The 15,137-nt window shown below is 64.5% G+C and carries 11 protein-coding genes; all 11 read right to left on the bottom strand.

Annotated elements, in window-relative coordinates:
• Positions 1 to 6: 6 nt before the first annotated feature.
• Positions 7 to 342 (bottom strand): hypothetical protein, encoded by a 336-nt coding sequence (locus EKO19_RS10285; RefSeq protein ID WP_129776332.1) that lies wholly within the window; start codon positions 340 to 342, stop codon positions 7 to 9.
• Between the two features lie 21 nt (positions 343 to 363).
• Positions 364 to 2,775, bottom strand: coding sequence for a PEGA domain-containing protein (locus EKO19_RS10280; RefSeq protein ID WP_129776331.1), 2,412 nt, complete (start codon positions 2,773 to 2,775; stop codon positions 364 to 366).
• Positions 2,772 to 5,117 carry a serine/threonine-protein kinase gene (locus tag EKO19_RS10275; protein WP_129776330.1) on the bottom strand — a complete coding sequence of 782 codons (2,346 nt, stop codon included), beginning with the start codon at positions 5,115 to 5,117 and terminating at the stop codon, positions 2,772 to 2,774. Before EKO19_RS10275 ends, EKO19_RS10280 begins: the two co-directional genes overlap by 4 nt.
• A 33-nt stretch (positions 5,118 to 5,150) precedes the next feature.
• A complete protein-coding gene (locus EKO19_RS10270) occupies positions 5,151 to 6,401 on the bottom strand; it encodes a hypothetical protein (protein WP_129776329.1) in 1,251 nt (416 codons plus the stop codon).
• Between the two features lie 105 nt (positions 6,402 to 6,506).
• Positions 6,507 to 8,534, bottom strand: a complete 2,028-nt coding sequence (locus EKO19_RS38235; RefSeq protein ID WP_157995207.1) for a hypothetical protein — start codon at positions 8,532 to 8,534, stop codon at positions 6,507 to 6,509.
• Between the two features lie 173 nt (positions 8,535 to 8,707).
• Positions 8,708 to 9,490: a hypothetical protein gene (locus tag EKO19_RS10245; protein ID WP_129776326.1), complete on the bottom strand. Its 783-nt coding sequence runs from the start codon at positions 9,488 to 9,490 to the stop codon at positions 8,708 to 8,710.
• Positions 9,491 to 9,764: 274 nt separating this feature from the next.
• A complete protein-coding gene (locus EKO19_RS10240) occupies positions 9,765 to 10,871 on the bottom strand; it encodes a PA0069 family radical SAM protein (RefSeq protein WP_129776325.1) in 1,107 nt (368 codons plus the stop codon).
• Positions 10,872 to 10,922: 51 nt separating this feature from the next.
• Positions 10,923 to 12,161, bottom strand: a complete 1,239-nt coding sequence (locus tag EKO19_RS10235; RefSeq protein ID WP_129776324.1) for an MFS transporter — start codon at positions 12,159 to 12,161, stop codon at positions 10,923 to 10,925.
• Between the two features lie 94 nt (positions 12,162 to 12,255).
• Positions 12,256 to 14,130, bottom strand: a complete 1,875-nt coding sequence (locus EKO19_RS10230; RefSeq protein WP_129776323.1) for a sensor histidine kinase — start codon at positions 14,128 to 14,130, stop codon at positions 12,256 to 12,258.
• A gap of 50 nt (positions 14,131 to 14,180) precedes the next feature.
• Positions 14,181 to 14,825, bottom strand: coding sequence for a sigma-70 family RNA polymerase sigma factor (locus EKO19_RS10225; RefSeq protein ID WP_217705242.1), 645 nt, complete (start codon positions 14,823 to 14,825; stop codon positions 14,181 to 14,183).
• A complete protein-coding gene (locus EKO19_RS10220) occupies positions 14,822 to 15,004 on the bottom strand; it encodes a NepR family anti-sigma factor (protein ID WP_129776322.1) in 183 nt (60 codons plus the stop codon). Before EKO19_RS10220 ends, EKO19_RS10225 begins: the two co-directional genes overlap by 4 nt.
• Positions 15,005 to 15,137 lie beyond the last annotated feature (133 nt).

The raw sequence follows: 15,137 nt of genomic DNA, 5'->3' as shown, positions 1-15,137 counted from the left end.
TCGAATTCAAATATCGATGGGGAAGGACACGTCGAAATCGGCGCGGACCTGTTCCGACGGCACGAAACGCTCCGGCGAGCCGCCCTTGCCGGACTTGCCAGGCTTCGCAGCGGGCTTCTGAGCCTGCGCGGCTTCGTCTTCTTCCTCAGTCTTAGTACCCGGCTGAGCCTGAGTTTGTTCGTCGCTTTTCGGTGCGGCGGATTCGCCGGCCGGCTTGGCATCCGCGGGCTTCGCAGCGACCGGCGCAGCGGGCTTGGCGGGGGTTTCGGCGGCCCAGGCGGTCGTAACCGTGCCGGTCGCGCAACACGCAGCCAGAATACTCAGCAGTCGTAGCGCTTTCATATGTTGCCCCTCACCCACTTCTTACTCGGCATAACGAGCGACGCGGAAGCCCACGTCGTTGGCCTGACTCTCACCAAAACTGCGCGCGGACAGACGTAGATCCGTCACGCTCGATTGTTTCCAGCTGGCCCCGCGGATCACGTGCTGCTTGCCATCGGCGGGACCCGAGGGATCGACCGCGACCCCGCCGCTGTCGCCACTCACAGTGTAGTAGTCATGTACCCATTCGGCGACGTTGCCGCCGACGTCGAACAGGCCAAGGGGATTCGCCGGGAATTTGCCAGTCGGCGCCGAGGCGGCGTAGCCGTCGTCGTAATCAGGAATGACATCCTGAACGATCAATCGTGCGGTCACATCCGCGTAATTTCCCGACCGTGGCGCCACCGGCAGCGAATCGCCCCACGGATAACGCCGGAGCTTGCCACTCCCCTCAAAGCGCGCGACCCATTCCCACTCGGCGTCGGTGGGCAACCGATAGCCCGTCGTCAGCGGCTTCACCGGCACCATGCGACCGTCCTTGTTCTCGTACGCCGGCGGCAGCCCTTCCTGCTGCGACAGCCAGTTGCAGAACAGCGCCGCGTCCTGCCAGGTCACGCCTACGACCGGCTGATTGTCCAGATCCAGCGTGTTCTGGCCGATGATGCCGGAGCGATGATCCGACTTGAACTTGCGGAACTGGCCGTTGGTGACTTCACTCACTCCCATGTAGAACGGCCGTTTGAACTGCACATCGCGCTGCGCCTCGTTGGCGCGGCGACCCGGCTCGCGTCGCGGACTGCCCATGGTGAAAGAACCCACCGGCATCAGCTTCAGCGCCTGATCGCCCTTGCTACGAATATTGGCCGGCGTGGCGGCCATGCGTGTCTGCTCGGGCGTGAGCAGCGTGGTCTCGATCTTCTGCGACACGCCGGGCCGCGGTGTGATGCTGGTCTTATAGGTGACGAAACCGGTCTTGCGGATCTCGACGTCCTGCGTGGTCGCGACCAGTCGCAATTTCTGATTGGCGGCACCGACGGACTTGCCGTTGACGAAGACTTCCGCGTCGGCCGGCACAGCCGCCACCGTCACTTCGCCGAACACGCCGGCGAGCGGCACGGACAGCGTGCGACTCTCACCCGCCGTCAGTGAAACCTCACGGGTCGCGGCTTCGTAGCCAGGCAAAGTCAGCACAACGTTGTGTGGAATATCGGGCCGCAATTCCAACGCCACCGGCGTCTGGCCGCGATACACGCCACCAACTGAAACGCTCGCGCCCGACGGCTCGGAACGCAGCGCCAATTTGCCATCAGGCAAGCCGAGTCGGACCGGACCGAGATTCAGCGGTTCGTTGGCTTTCACCTGCACGTCCGTGGTCCACGACTTGAAACCCTCCATTCGCAACTCGACCGGATGATTGCCGGCCAGAATCTGGGTCGTCACCGGCGTGACGCCGCGTTCTTCGCCATCGACAAACAGCTTCGCGCCGGCGGGCTCGGAGCTCACCGTCACTTCGGCCCATGCCGGCACCAGCTTCGGAGTGAACGTCTGGCTCTTGCCTTCACCGACGACGTCGAGCTCACCGGAGAACGGTTGATATCTCGCCGCGGCGATCGCGATCGTATGTTTGCCGGGCGCCAGCGTGAATTCGCCCGGCGCAGTGCCAAGCTCTTTGCCATCGACCGTGACGCGCGCCTGTGACGGCACCTCGACCTGCACCTTACCCGGCAGCTTCTGCAGCTTGAGCTGGAATGTTTGATTGCTCTCGCTGCTGACCTTGGCCTGCAGCTGCGCGGGCGAGAACCCTTCCTGCGTCGCCTTGATCGTGTAATCGCCCGGCCGCACCAGCACTCGACCGGCGAAATGCACCGCGGGCAGCGTGCCCTGAATATCGACTTTCGCGCCGGCCGGATCGGTGTGCACGCTCACCGACGTGGCGGTGAAAATGAACCAGAGCACGACGGCCACGATCGCGGCGGCGACACCGAACAGGATCTTTTTCAGATCGATCGCAACCTTGGTTTTGGTCTTGACCGGACCCGTCGGACGAAACTGCAGAGCGTCGATGCGCTCGGCGTCGCCTTCGCCACCCTGCAAGCGGGACGACGGCTCGATGATGGGCGGCGCTGTGATATTGCCGCTGCTGCCATCATCCACTTCGACGACGCGCTGATTGTCACGTTGCGCGAGCAGCCGCAGACGCGCGGCGCCGAAGTTGATCACGTCGCCGCTACGCAGCCACGTGGAGTTCTGCACCGGCACGCCGTTGTGGAGCACTTCGACGCCATCGGCGGGCTGCACGAACAGCTGATCCTCGTGCAGGCCCAGATACGCTTCCGCGCCTTCGGGCCGGCCGGCCATGACGATGGCACTGCCCTGTCCGCCTACAGCGATAGGAAAATCCGTGGCCGTGAATCGGCGCTCGCCCAGGGCCTCGCGAACGATCAGCTCGCTCAAATCTTATCCTCGCAGCGAATTTCGACCGGTGCCGGCGCCGCTCCCGGCATCACGCTGATCTCCCGTCGCACGTCGCGATAGCCGGGTCGAGTGCCGACCAGGGTATAGCTGCCGGGCACGAGATCCAGAGAACGCTGTTCGAACGCTCCGAGGGCACCAACGCGATAAATGGTCACTTGAGTGATGTTGTCCGAACGCAGGGAGACCGGTACCGGCACGTCGGCACGCGCCAGCCATTCGCCCAGTGTCTTGATTTGCCGGCTCAGGATCGGGCCGGGATTGGCGATGCCCGAAGCGCGCGCCAATGTTTCTTTCGCCACCACGCGCACCGACTGGCTGAACAATCGCTCGGGCTGCGTGAGATACATTTCCAGCTGCTCGTTCAACGCTGCGCGCGGCGACGTACGCGCGACGCCGTCGTTGGCCGCAGCCACGGTCGTGTCCAGATCGAGCACGCTGCGATATTCCTTGAGCGCCTCGGACCACTTCTCTTGCGATTCGAGCTGCTGAGCCTGCTGCAACTTCACGCCGATCACGCCGGTGCGTTGCTCTTGCTCGATCTGTCGCAACGCCTGCGGGATCTCCGGCGCATCGGGGCGAATGCGACGCGCGGCTTCGAACGCCTCGCGTGCTTGCGAATAATTAGTGGCCGCGAGCGCGCTGTAACCGCGGGCCATCGCGCTTGCGAATGCGTCGGAAGCTTGACGCGAAGTGATGCGCGCGATGCCTTCGCTGGCTCGGGTCGCCTCGGCGTCGAGCGCCAACGCCTTATGGAAACTGTCGAGCGCGGCGGTCGCATTGCCATCCTTCTCGAGACCTTCCGCCTTGGTCAGCAAGGCGAGCACCTGATCCAGCGTGCCCGCGCGCTTCAAGCCACGCGACGCGACCTGGTTGGTCGGCTCGAGCTTCAGTGCCAGCGTGAACGCGGCCTTGGCGTCTTCGGAACGACCGTCCGTCAATGCCTGCGCGCCCGCCTTCAATTGCTCCGCCAGCACCCGCGGCGCGCGCTTCTCCAGCGCATCGAGCAACGGTGAAATTTCATTTAGCTTCTGTTCGGCGGCGGTGTATTCGCGGGCGGTCACATCTTGATCGGCTGCCGCGAGCAACGAATTCGCGCGACCCAGTTCTTCCCCGCCCCACTGCGCGACGGCCCGCTCATTGAGCTTCTGCAAACGCTCGTCGATGGCGCCGCGCAGTTCCTCGGCGGCCTGCTTGGCCTTGGCCAGGGCCGCGAAATCGAGTTCCTTTTTCTCCGCCGGTGGCTCTTCGGTCTTGGGAGGCGCGACGACCGCCGCGGTCGGGGTCTTTTGCACGGGCTGCTCGCGCTCCATCACCTTGGGCAGCACGAAGAACACGACGCCGACGGCCACCAGACCCAGCGCCACCAACGAAGCCCCCAAGCCGCGTCGGAAACCTTGACGACGCAGATCGTCCTCGCTGACGCGCGGACCGGTCGTGCGTTGCCACTCGCTACGCAAAGTCTCGCCCTGACCGGGCGGTGGCCGCATTCCGGGCGGCTCGATCTTCACCGAGGCAGACTTGATGTGTGCAGGCTCGTTCATGTCGCTAATCATCGCAGGCGGCGCCAGACTGGCAAGCGCCGCGCGTAAATCTCTTTCGACGTTCCCCATATCCGTAGGTCGGTCCTCGGCTCGTCGCGCCAACAACCTCGCCACTAGCTGCGCGACCCGTGCTGGCACATGAGGCGGCAACGCTGCCGGCTCCCGTGCTACGTCACTCGCCGCCGCCGCGTCCGGATAAAACGGCGGATAGCCCGACAATAACTCGTAGAGCAGCGCGCCAAAACCATACATATCGTCCGCGACACTGGCCCGCGCACCGGCGAGCTGCTGCGGGCTGGCACTGAATGGCGAGCCTCGAGTCAGCGCACCGAAATCCGTCAGCAGCGGCACACCGTCCGTACTCAACAACACGTTCGCGGGCTTCACATCCCGATGCACGAGGCCCGCGGCATGCGCTGTCGCCAGCGCCGACGCGATCGGAATTGTCGCTCGGAGAATCTCGGCACAGCCGCGACCGCGCAGCTGAGTCAGATCGCCACCGGCGGCGTAATCCATCGCGATCCACGCGTGCCGCGCCGACCGCTGCAGTCCATCGACTCGCAGAATGTTCGGATGGCCCAGCGCCGCGATTCGTGCGTACTCGTCGTGCAAAGCCGCGCGGATCGCCTCGTTTCGCGCCAACTCCACCGACAGAATCTTGACCGCGACCGGGCCGCGGCGTTCACGTTCTTGCGCTAGCCAGACTTCGCCGGTGCCGCCCGTGCCGAGACGGCGCACCAGCATGAGATCGGCAGACAGTTCCTGCCCACGCTCCAGCATGACGAATGAGTTGCGTGGATCGGGCGGCCTGCGTTACCCGCCGCTGTCAGGCTTGGGAGCGGCCGCCTTCGACGCCGCTTCCTCCGGCACTGGGGTGACAGGCACCGTCACGCCAGTCTCGTTTTCGTAGAGCTCTTTGAGCAAGCGCCGCCACTCGGTGTACTGCTCTTCCGCCGTGCCCTTGAGCTGCAGCGTGCGGCCTTCCACCTCGACCACCATGGGCTGAACTTCGGCCTGGAACGATTCGCCCAGCTGCTTCAACGAGTCGGAGTGCAGCTTCACTTCCGCGCCCTTGTCGAAGCCACTCTTCACGGCATACGCGCCGCCGAAGATCGCGCCAGTAGCAGCGGCCTGCCCGGCATATGTATTCGCTTCCGCGCCGACCACGAGGCCGCCAACGATCGCGGCCGCGCCGAGCAGTTTGCGAGTGATGGAGGCGCGCTTCGCTTCATCCTTCGCTTCGAGCTCCGAGTAGCTATAACGGCGCCAGTTCGTGTACGGCTCGGACATGTTCTCCGCGAACAGCGAGTAGTGCTCGTTGATCGTGTCGAGCAGCGCGTAATCGCGCTCGCGGATCCGATCCATTCTTTGCAGCATCGGATCCTCTTCCGACGGCAGGCGCACGACCTGCTTCACGCCCTTCTTGTCCTCGGTCATGTAGTTGCTGAAGGCGTAGGGCGCGAGATCGGAAGCGAAGCGCAGCTCGGACACACGGCGCACGTTTTCCAGATCGGCCGCGGTCATCTGCTGGCGATACACCAGCATGTCGTTCGCGAGCGTGTTGTACATGTTCTGGAAAGGATCGCGCGGCTTGCCGGTCTGATCCTTATAGGAGCGCGTGTCGGCGAGCTGGTTGTAATCGCGCTTGAACCATTGCCGGCCAGTCGCATCGGTGACGGTGATTTCGGCGCGCAGCACCTGGCCGGTCGACTCGATGATCTTGCCGGAGACATACACGTCGAGAGCGTCGGCGTCCTGTGGCATCACGCGGACCTGGCCCCACTGGCCGGTGCCTTCGAGCGTGTTACGCAACTGCATCGGAAGATAGCGCGCTTCGGCTTTGCGCACCTCGGGGAAGATGTGCTCCGACTCGAGCTTCTTCTCATCCTTGGGAACGTTCTCCTCGAACAGGCGCACGCCGACGTCGAGCAGCTGCGCCTGAGGTATTTCGGTGGCGGCCTGAATGGCCTTTACCCGCTGCTGAGGGCGGGTCTCATGAGTGACACATCCGGCCGCGCCCAGCGCGGCCACCGACAGGACGATTAGAGCAAGCGTGCGCTTCATAACTTTTCAACCTGAGCCGTGCTTGTCGCTGTGCCTTACCTGCCCCATTGACGCCCACATCGTTCCGCCAGTTGGTTTTTTATTCGACGTTCGAGGGGAACCCGGTCAGGTTCCCTTCTTATAATTCCGATACTCCTGCCAGAGTTTCTCCTTCAACTCCGGATCGGTCTCGTTCATCGCGGCCTCGCGCAGCTGACGGGCGACGATGTCGTCATCGCTGCCGTCGGGAATGCCCGCGGGCACGGTGTTCGGACCGCTGCCGCCGGCGGCACCACCGCCTACGCCACCCCCGCCACCTTGCTGGCCGCCGCGGCCTTGACCCTGGCCCTGGCCCTGACCTTGACCCTGGCCTTGTCCCTGACCCTGACCTTGGCCTTGTCCCTGCCCTTGACCATTGCGACCTTGGCCGTTGCCATTGCCTTGACCCGCACCGCCGCCGGCGCCGTCCTCTCCACCGGCACCTTGAGCACCGGCGCCCTGGCCGTTGCTGCCGTCGCCGTTGCCTTGTCCACCGCCCGAACCGCCGCGACCGTTGCCGCGCTGTCCGGCGATGGTGGCCTGCTCCTGACGCATGCGGCCGTCGAAGATGCTGAACGTTTCCTCGAACTTGCGATCGATTTGCGCGGTGCGCTCGCCGCCCGTCATCGGGCCGCCGCCACCACCGTCCGCGCCACCGCCTTGAGAACCTTGGGCGCCGCCGCCGCCGCCATTCTGGCCGCCGCCCTGTGAGCCTTGAGCGCCACCGCCGCCTTGCATTCCACCGCCGCCCGCAGAACCACCGCCCTGCGCGCCGCCGCCATTTGATCCGCCACCCTGCATGCCGCCAGCATTCGCCCCGGCTCCGCCGGATGCGCCACCGCCACCTTGCATGCCACCGGCGTTCGCATTGGCACCGCCTTGCATTCCACCGCCCTGGGTACCGCCGCCGTTCGCGCCGGCACCACCAGATGAGCCGCCGCCCTGCGCGCCACCAGCATTCGCCCCGGCTCCGCCGGCCGCACCTCCGCCACCTTGCATGCCACCGGCGTTCGCATTGGCACCGCCTTGCATTCCACCGCCGCCGGCAGAACCACCACCCTGCGCGCCGCCGCCATTTGATCCGCCGCCCTGCATGCCGCCGCCGTTTGCTCCGGCACCGCCGGATGCGCCGCCACCTTGCATGCCACCGGAATTGGCGCCGGCTCCGCCCTGCATTCCACCGCCACCCGCGGCACCACCGCCGCCTTGCATGCCGCCGGACGCGCCGCCTCCACCGGATTGACCGCCCGAGGCGCCACCGCCGCTGCTGGAGCTCTTGAATATGCTTTCGCTGTTAGAGCCGCCGCCGGATGTGCCGCCGCTCGAAGAATCTTGCGAGCCGGCTGAACCGCCGCCGCCCTGAGCGCCACTGTTACCGCCGCTTGCTCCGCCACCGGCATCAGTGCTCGGCAAACCGCCACTCTGATCACCGCCAGCGGCGCCGCCCGTGCTGGGCGAAGGCACACCAACCGAGGGCAAGCCCGCGCCAGGCAGCGATGTCCCGACAGTCACCTGCGGGCTGGAAGAACCGCCGCCACTTTGACCGCCGCTCGAACCCGAGGAGCCGCCGGACTGGCCACTGGCACCGCCGTCAGAGCCGCCTTGCGAGCCACCGCCCTGCGAACCGCCGCCTTCGCTGCCGCCACCCTGCGATCCACCCGAGCTGCCACCCGACGAGCCCCCGCCGGACTGACCGCCCGAGGAGCCCTGACTGCCGCCCTGAGAAGAAGAAGAAGAAGAAGAAGAAGATGAGGAAGACGCGCCGCCTGACGACCCGCCGCCGCTGGCGCCACCGGACTGTGAAGGGAAACCGCCCGAGCTCTTCGAGCCACCGCTCGAGCCACCGCTGGGCATGCTGCTGGAGGAGCCGCCTGAAGAACCGCTCGAGCCGCCGGACGAACCCGACGATCCACCCGAGGAGCCGGACGCGCCGCCGCTCGGCATGCTCGATGAGGGCATCGACGACGAAGAAGATTGCTGCTGAGGGCAGCCGCCCATGAGAAAGGCGGACACGGAGCTGACCAGCACACATTGGACCGCAACCGTCAGGCGACGCTTCGACGCCGATGACGCAGTGGGCCCGGCGGCCGGAATCCGGGTGGGTTGATTCTGCATGTCCTCTCCTTCCATTCCCCAAGCGCACACGAGGGACGCATGACGCCAAAGGAACTGTGCGACCGATCAGCTGAACGCGCGCTGACCCAAGTCGGTTGAGGTCAGCCCACGTTCGATGGATGTGCCGCCTCCAAGTTCAATGCGCGAAATGACGAGTCAGGCTCACGCGGTCCTCAGTTGTGCGAGACCGCCGCTGTCTCCTCGTCATCCGTGCCCAACAGGAACGATTTCAACTGCCCCGCCATCCGATCGCAGGCCGTGCTCTGCACCGGTGCAATCAGCGGAATCGGAGCGATGGCGCCGATCATTACCGACGTGCCTTTCACGTCGGTGGTCAGACTGCCGGCACTGATGCCCTGGCGCAGATCCCAGACCGTCGCTTCGTAATCGGAAGATTTCTCCCACCAGCCCAGGCCGAGGCAACCGGCGCCGCCGGGACCGGCCGCGCAGGCGATGCTGCCGCCGCCGTCGGTCTTTTGCGTCACGCCGTCGACCCACACGATGTAACGCACGCCCATCTCGGCGACGCGCTCGGAAACGCCGGGACGCGCGAGGAACGCGCTGAAGCCCTGAGCGTTGGCCGGCGCGGTGCTGGGTTCGAGCCAGGGATACAACGCATCGACGAAATAGTGGTCCGCGTAAATCTGGAACGGACCCTTGCTCAAATTACTGCGAGGTTCGAAGGCCTTGCCTGCGCGTTGCCTCTCGGCAACGGTCGCGGAGACCGATTCACCGACCAGCTCGCGCTCCAGACAATCCAGAAATTTGTCTTCCGTGCCCGTGCCTTCCAGATGCGGCTTGGCGAGCAGCACGATCGCATCCTTTTGCGAGATTTGCGTCGGCGCCTCACGCAGCTCCTCGATCTTGGCGGTCATGCAGCCGCTCGTGGCCAGTGTTGTGGCCACCGTCGCGATGGCCATCGCGAGACGCGGCGAGACAGTGACACCAGAGTTCATGATCTTCTCCAGGATTGCAGGTCTGCCGAGGAACATCCGTCCTGAAGCGTTCGCCAGTTGCCGGCAATCCGATTCGCTTCCTGCTCGGTTCACCGGGCGCGTCTCGCTCGACCTTTACGATCGAGTATACGCCAGCCATTCATACGTCAATGCCGGGAAAACGCGCAAGCACCGCTGCTGGTGAATCGCGAATTAAAAGAGCAATGTCAAATGGGCCCTTGGGACAACGTCCATTCACCGCAATGTGACAGCGAGCGGCGCGTGCGTCGCCGCTTCAAAGCAACGACAATTGCCGCGAGTCGCCGCTACTTGCAGTGGAGCCCGCAACAAACAACGCCGTGTTGTGCACAAATCTCTCGCGATGTTTGAGTCCGTATCGCGCGCACGCCGCCGCGAACCGCTGCGCCAGCAACTCGGCATATTGACCTTCACCGCGCTGACGATGACCCCAGCGCGGGTCGTTGTCGCGACCACCGCGCATGTCGTGCAGTCTCGACCAGACGTGCCTGGCCTTGAGCGGCTCGTTCTGCTCCAGCCATTCGCGAAACAGATCCTTCAACTCATACGGTAATCGCAGCAACACGTAACCCGCCGAACGCGCGCCGGCACCCGCCGCTGCCTCGATAATTTTTTCCAGCTCCGAATCAGTGAGTACCGGGACGACGGGCGCAATCATCACGCCTACGGGTATTCCGGCGTCGCTCAAGCTGCGAATGGCTCGCAGTCGCGCTGACGGCGATGCTGTGCGCGGCTCGAGTGTGCGCTTGATGTCGTTGTTGAGCGTGGTGACGCTGACCAGAGCGTAAACCAGGTTGTCCCTGGCCAGCGGCGCCAGCAGGTCGATATCCCGCTCGATCATGGCGCTCTTGGTGATGATGGAAAACGGATGCCGGCGCTTCGCCAGCACTTCGATGATGCTCCGGGTCACCCGGTACTCACGCTCGATGGGCTGATAGGGATCGGTGTTGGCGCCGATGGTGATGGGCGAGCAGCGATAGTTGCGCGCCGACAGCTCCTGTTCCAGCAGGCGCGCGGCGTCCGCCTTGTAGAACAGCTTGGTCTCGAAATCGAGACCCGGCGACAGATTCAGATAGCCGTGCGAGGGCCGTGCATAACAATAGATGCAGCCGTGCTCACAGCCCCGATAAGGATTGATCGACTGATCGAAGGGAATATCGGGCGATTTATTGCGGCTGATGATGGAGCGCGCCGGCTCCGGCTGCACCGTGGTCTGGAGCGGCGGCAACGCTTCATCGAGGCTGGTCGATTCAGTGGCCCAACCGTCCTCGACGACTTCGACACGCGTGGCTTCAAAGCGCCCAGCAGGATTCGACACGGCGCCGCGTCCAATGCGAACAGCAGGGCGAATCGGGCTGGGCATGGACGGAAGCGTACTGGATATAAACCCAGCTTGGCAACTCCCTCCCGAGAACTATTTTTTCTGCTCGGGGAACTCCTGCATCTTCCATAGCACCGGAAAGAATCGCGACCACAAGCCGGTCACCACCAGCGTGGCGACACCGCCGATGACCACGGCCCGAACGGCGCCCCACCACTTCGCCATCACACCTGATTCGAAGTCGCCCAGCTCGTTCGACGCGCCGATGAACACCGCACTCACCGCGCTGACCCGGCCGCGAATGTAGTCGGGCGTATCGAGCTGCACGAGCAGATGACGCACGTACACGCTGACCATGTCGGAGGCGCCGAGCACGACCAATGCAACCATCGACAAATAGAAGTGGGTGCTCAGGCCGAACACGACGGTCGCGACCCCGAACGTCGCCACGCCGCCGAACATCCACAAACCGACGTGTCGCGAAATCGGACTCAACGCCAGCATCAATCCACAGGCCGCGGCACCGATGCCTGGCGCGGTTCGTAACAGACCGAGACCGGTCGGGCCGACGTGAAGAATGTCGCTCGCGAACATCGGCATCAACGCCGTGGCGCCGCCGAGCATGACCGCGAACAGGTCGAGCGAGATCGCGCCGAGCACCACGGGTCGTGAGCGCACGAACTTCAGACCGGAGAGCAGGTTCTGCAAGTTCAACGGTTCGCGCGTGGTGTTCGCAACCTCGCTGCCGCCGCGAACTCGAAGCATCAGCAGCGCGGCGGTCAACACCAGCACCATCACTGTTGAGTACACCACCGACGGGCCGGCGAGATACAGCACACCGCCGACCGCCGGACCGATGATGGTCGCGATCTGTTGCGACGATGAATTCAACGCCACCGCTCGCCGGAACGTGTCGGCCGGCACCAGGTTCGGCAACAGCGACTGCGCGGCCGGCATCCAGAAAGCGCGAGACGCGCCGAGCACCATCATCACCATGAAGATCGGCCACGCCGACAGCAGACCGTGCAGCGTCATGACCAACAAGGCCAGCGCGCACAGCGAGCTGGCGAAATAACAGGTCGTGACGATGCGGGCGCGGTTGTGATTGTCCGCGGCGTGACCGGCCGGAAAAATCAAGGCCACGAACGGAATGAACTGCGACAAACCGATCAAGCCGAGGTCGAGCGGGTCGCCGGTGATGTCGTACATCTGCCAGCCCACCGCGACCACCTGGATCTGCGCCCCGAGCGAGGCCAGGAAGCGGCCGCCGATGAAGCACAATAGATTCGGTTGGCGCAGCACGCTTTGCGTTTGCGCACTCAGGCTGGTCATGCGATGCCGGGAAGGAGTCCGTTACAGACGCGCCAGGATACTGGTACGCGCCGCAAAGACCCAGCCGGGATCGATCAGTTTTGTGCTGGCGGCATCAGGCTGACTTGGTCGTCGGCTGTTCCGGGGCCGGCGCGTCGACCGGACCCGGCTGCGCCATGCCGGACACGTTGTGTGCACTCGGATGATGCGGCGAGTGATGCCCGCCCTGCTTCTTGTCGGCCGCCTTCAACGGGGCCGGGAACTTGATCTGCACGACGGTGCCCTCGTCCGAGCGCATCTCCAGCTCGCCACGCAGCTGACGCACGAACGCCTCGATGAGCGAGCGACCCAGCCCGCTTTGATCCGGCGAGCTGGCCGCCATGTCGAAGCCGATGCCGTCGTCGCGAATGGTCAGCAGCAGCGTCGACGGCGACTCGCGCACGATCTGCACCTTGATGTGGCCGCCGTCGCGCTCGTTGAATGCATGCTTGTACGCATTGGTGATGGCCTCGGTCACCAGCAAGCCCAGTGGCACAGCAACGTCAGGGCCGATGACTTCGCTCGGCGAGTCGACGGTCAGTTCGACATTGCGACCTCGAGACAAGCCGCCTCGACGCAGCTCCGCGCACAAGTCTTCGAGGAACCACTTCAGGTCGATCTCCTGCAGGCTCTCGGACTCATATAAGCGTCGGTGCAACGTCGCGAGCGCATTGATACGGCTGCGCGCCTCGGCGAATGCAACCTCGGCGCGCGGATCGCGAATGCGGCGCGCGTGCAGATTGAGCAAGCTCATCACCAGCTGCAGATTGTTCTTCACCCGGTGATGGATCTCGCGCACCAGGATCTCTTTCTGCTGGAGCGAGTCGCGCAGCTCGTTCTCGCGCGCCGACAGCAAGTCGGCCATGCGTGAGAACGTCTCACCGAGACTGCGAATCTCGGCCGGCGCCGCACTGACGCGCTCCGGACGCACGCTGTGACGGCCGGCCGCATACGCCGACGTAATGCGCTCGAGATAGGTGATCCAACGCACTACCAGATGCTCGATGCCGAACCACACGACGGCAATGGCCAGTGCCCACATTAATAAAGGAGTGAGCACACCCCACGCGACTTGCAGCGCCAATGGCCCGATCGCGGTCAACACCGGCGTGCCGAGGATCACGAAGATGCGTCCGCCGAGCAGCGGGCTGATGGCATAGAGACGCCACGTTCCATCGTGGCCGCGCGCCCGGAAGGTCTGGGTCTGACCGCCCTGCATGTGCTCGCGCAGATGCTCGTTCACGATGTCGCGGGAGGGCAGCGGCGATCTGGCCGGCGAGCGTTCGGATTCGCCCGTGATGATCTCGCCCTGACTGTCGAGCAGCGCGAACGCGGTGTCCTCGGCCTCGTTACCGTAGTGATAACGACGCGTCAGCCAGTCCAGACCGATGAACAGCGCCACCGCACCTTGAATGACACCGTTCTCGTCGACCAGCGGCACGGCGGTGACGATGCCCCAGGTGCCGAGCCAGCGACTCACGATCAGATCGCTGATGACGAAGCCGTCGCCGCTCATCACCGAGATGAACCACTGCCGGTCGGCAACGTTCACGCCCGTACGCGTCGGACCCGAGGCGCAGGTGAAATCGCCTTTGGCATCGACGACCGAGGCACCCGAATATTGATCGAGTCCGCCGATGGCCCGTTGCAAGGCGCGCCGGCAGGCCGGCCCTTCGCCGTTACGAACGTCGGGTTGCGCCGCCAGGCTGGTGAGAATCTCGCGCGACGCCGAGATCATATTGACCTGTTCCGTCGCGGACAGCTGCGCGGCCTGGGCGAGGTTCTGCTCCAGGATGCGCATGCTGCTGTTGTAGCTGGAAATCGCTTGCAAGACCGCGAGCGCGCCCGGCGCCAGCATGGCAATGCCGACGATGAGGACGAGGCGCGGACGCAGGCCCGCATTCCGGCCAAACCAGGAACGTGGCGCGGCGACGATCTTGGCGCTCTTCAAAGCGACTCCCCGCGACGACTACATCTAGAGATCCCAGCGCGAGCCGACGCTCAGGACGCGCCCGAACGCCGTTCGTTGCTGATGTTGGACTCGCTGAGAGAGTTCACCGCGGGCAACGTTCCAGTCACCTGTGTGGCGTCCTCGCCGAGCAGCTCGACCAGGCGATCGCGGGCACGCGCAATACGGCTCTTGATTGTGCCCACCGCGACCTGGCACACGTCCGCCGCTTCTTCGTAGGACAGGCCGGTCGCGCACACCAGCACCAGTGCTTCGCGCTGATCCACCGGCAACTCCTGCAGCGCGCGGTTCAGATCGCGCAGATGCAGTTTGGCATCGTGATCCGGCGCGATGGCCATCTGCGAAGCGCAGATGCCGTCCGGATCCTCGATCTCGAACTTCCGATGGCGCAGCTCCGAGTAGTAGCAATTGCGCAGGATGGTGAACAACCAGGCTTTCAGATTGCTGCCCGTCTGGAATTGCTCGCGGTTGGTCCATGCCTTCAGCACGGTGTCCTGCACGAGATCGTCGGCACGCGCCGGGTCGCCGCACAAGGACCGTCCGAAAGCACGCAAGGCCGGCAACAACGCCGTCACTTGCTCCAGAAATTTGTCCTGACCGGTCATGGAAGGCTTTCGCTGGCTGGGCTGCGCGCCGGAGGCCACGGTGTCGTCGTGGGTTCCGTTGTCGCCGCTCAAGCGCCACGCTCCTTGTCTTCCAGCTGTTTCAGCAGCGCCTTGAACTCGTCCGGCACGGGCTCGTCCATGACGTCGGTGAACATGCGCTTCAGGCGCGAGCCGAGCCAGTCGGGGACTTGCTCCGTCGTACTCGCAGCCGGTGCTTCGACGGGCTCGCCAGGCTTGGTTTGCTCACTCATGATCATGGCTGATTCAGTAATGGCGCGGCTCAACGCCGGCTTAGGTCGGTTCAGTGGCGGAGGAAACGCTTCGTGCCGTGAAAAAGTTCCAGGGAGTAAGGAACCTTCCACCTACTTCGTACATAGTATTGCT

This window comes from Peristeroidobacter soli (assembly GCF_004138485.1).
GTDB lineage: Bacteria > Pseudomonadota > Gammaproteobacteria > Steroidobacterales > Steroidobacteraceae > Steroidobacter > Steroidobacter soli.
This window is presented reverse-complemented; position numbering and strand designations above follow the sequence as displayed.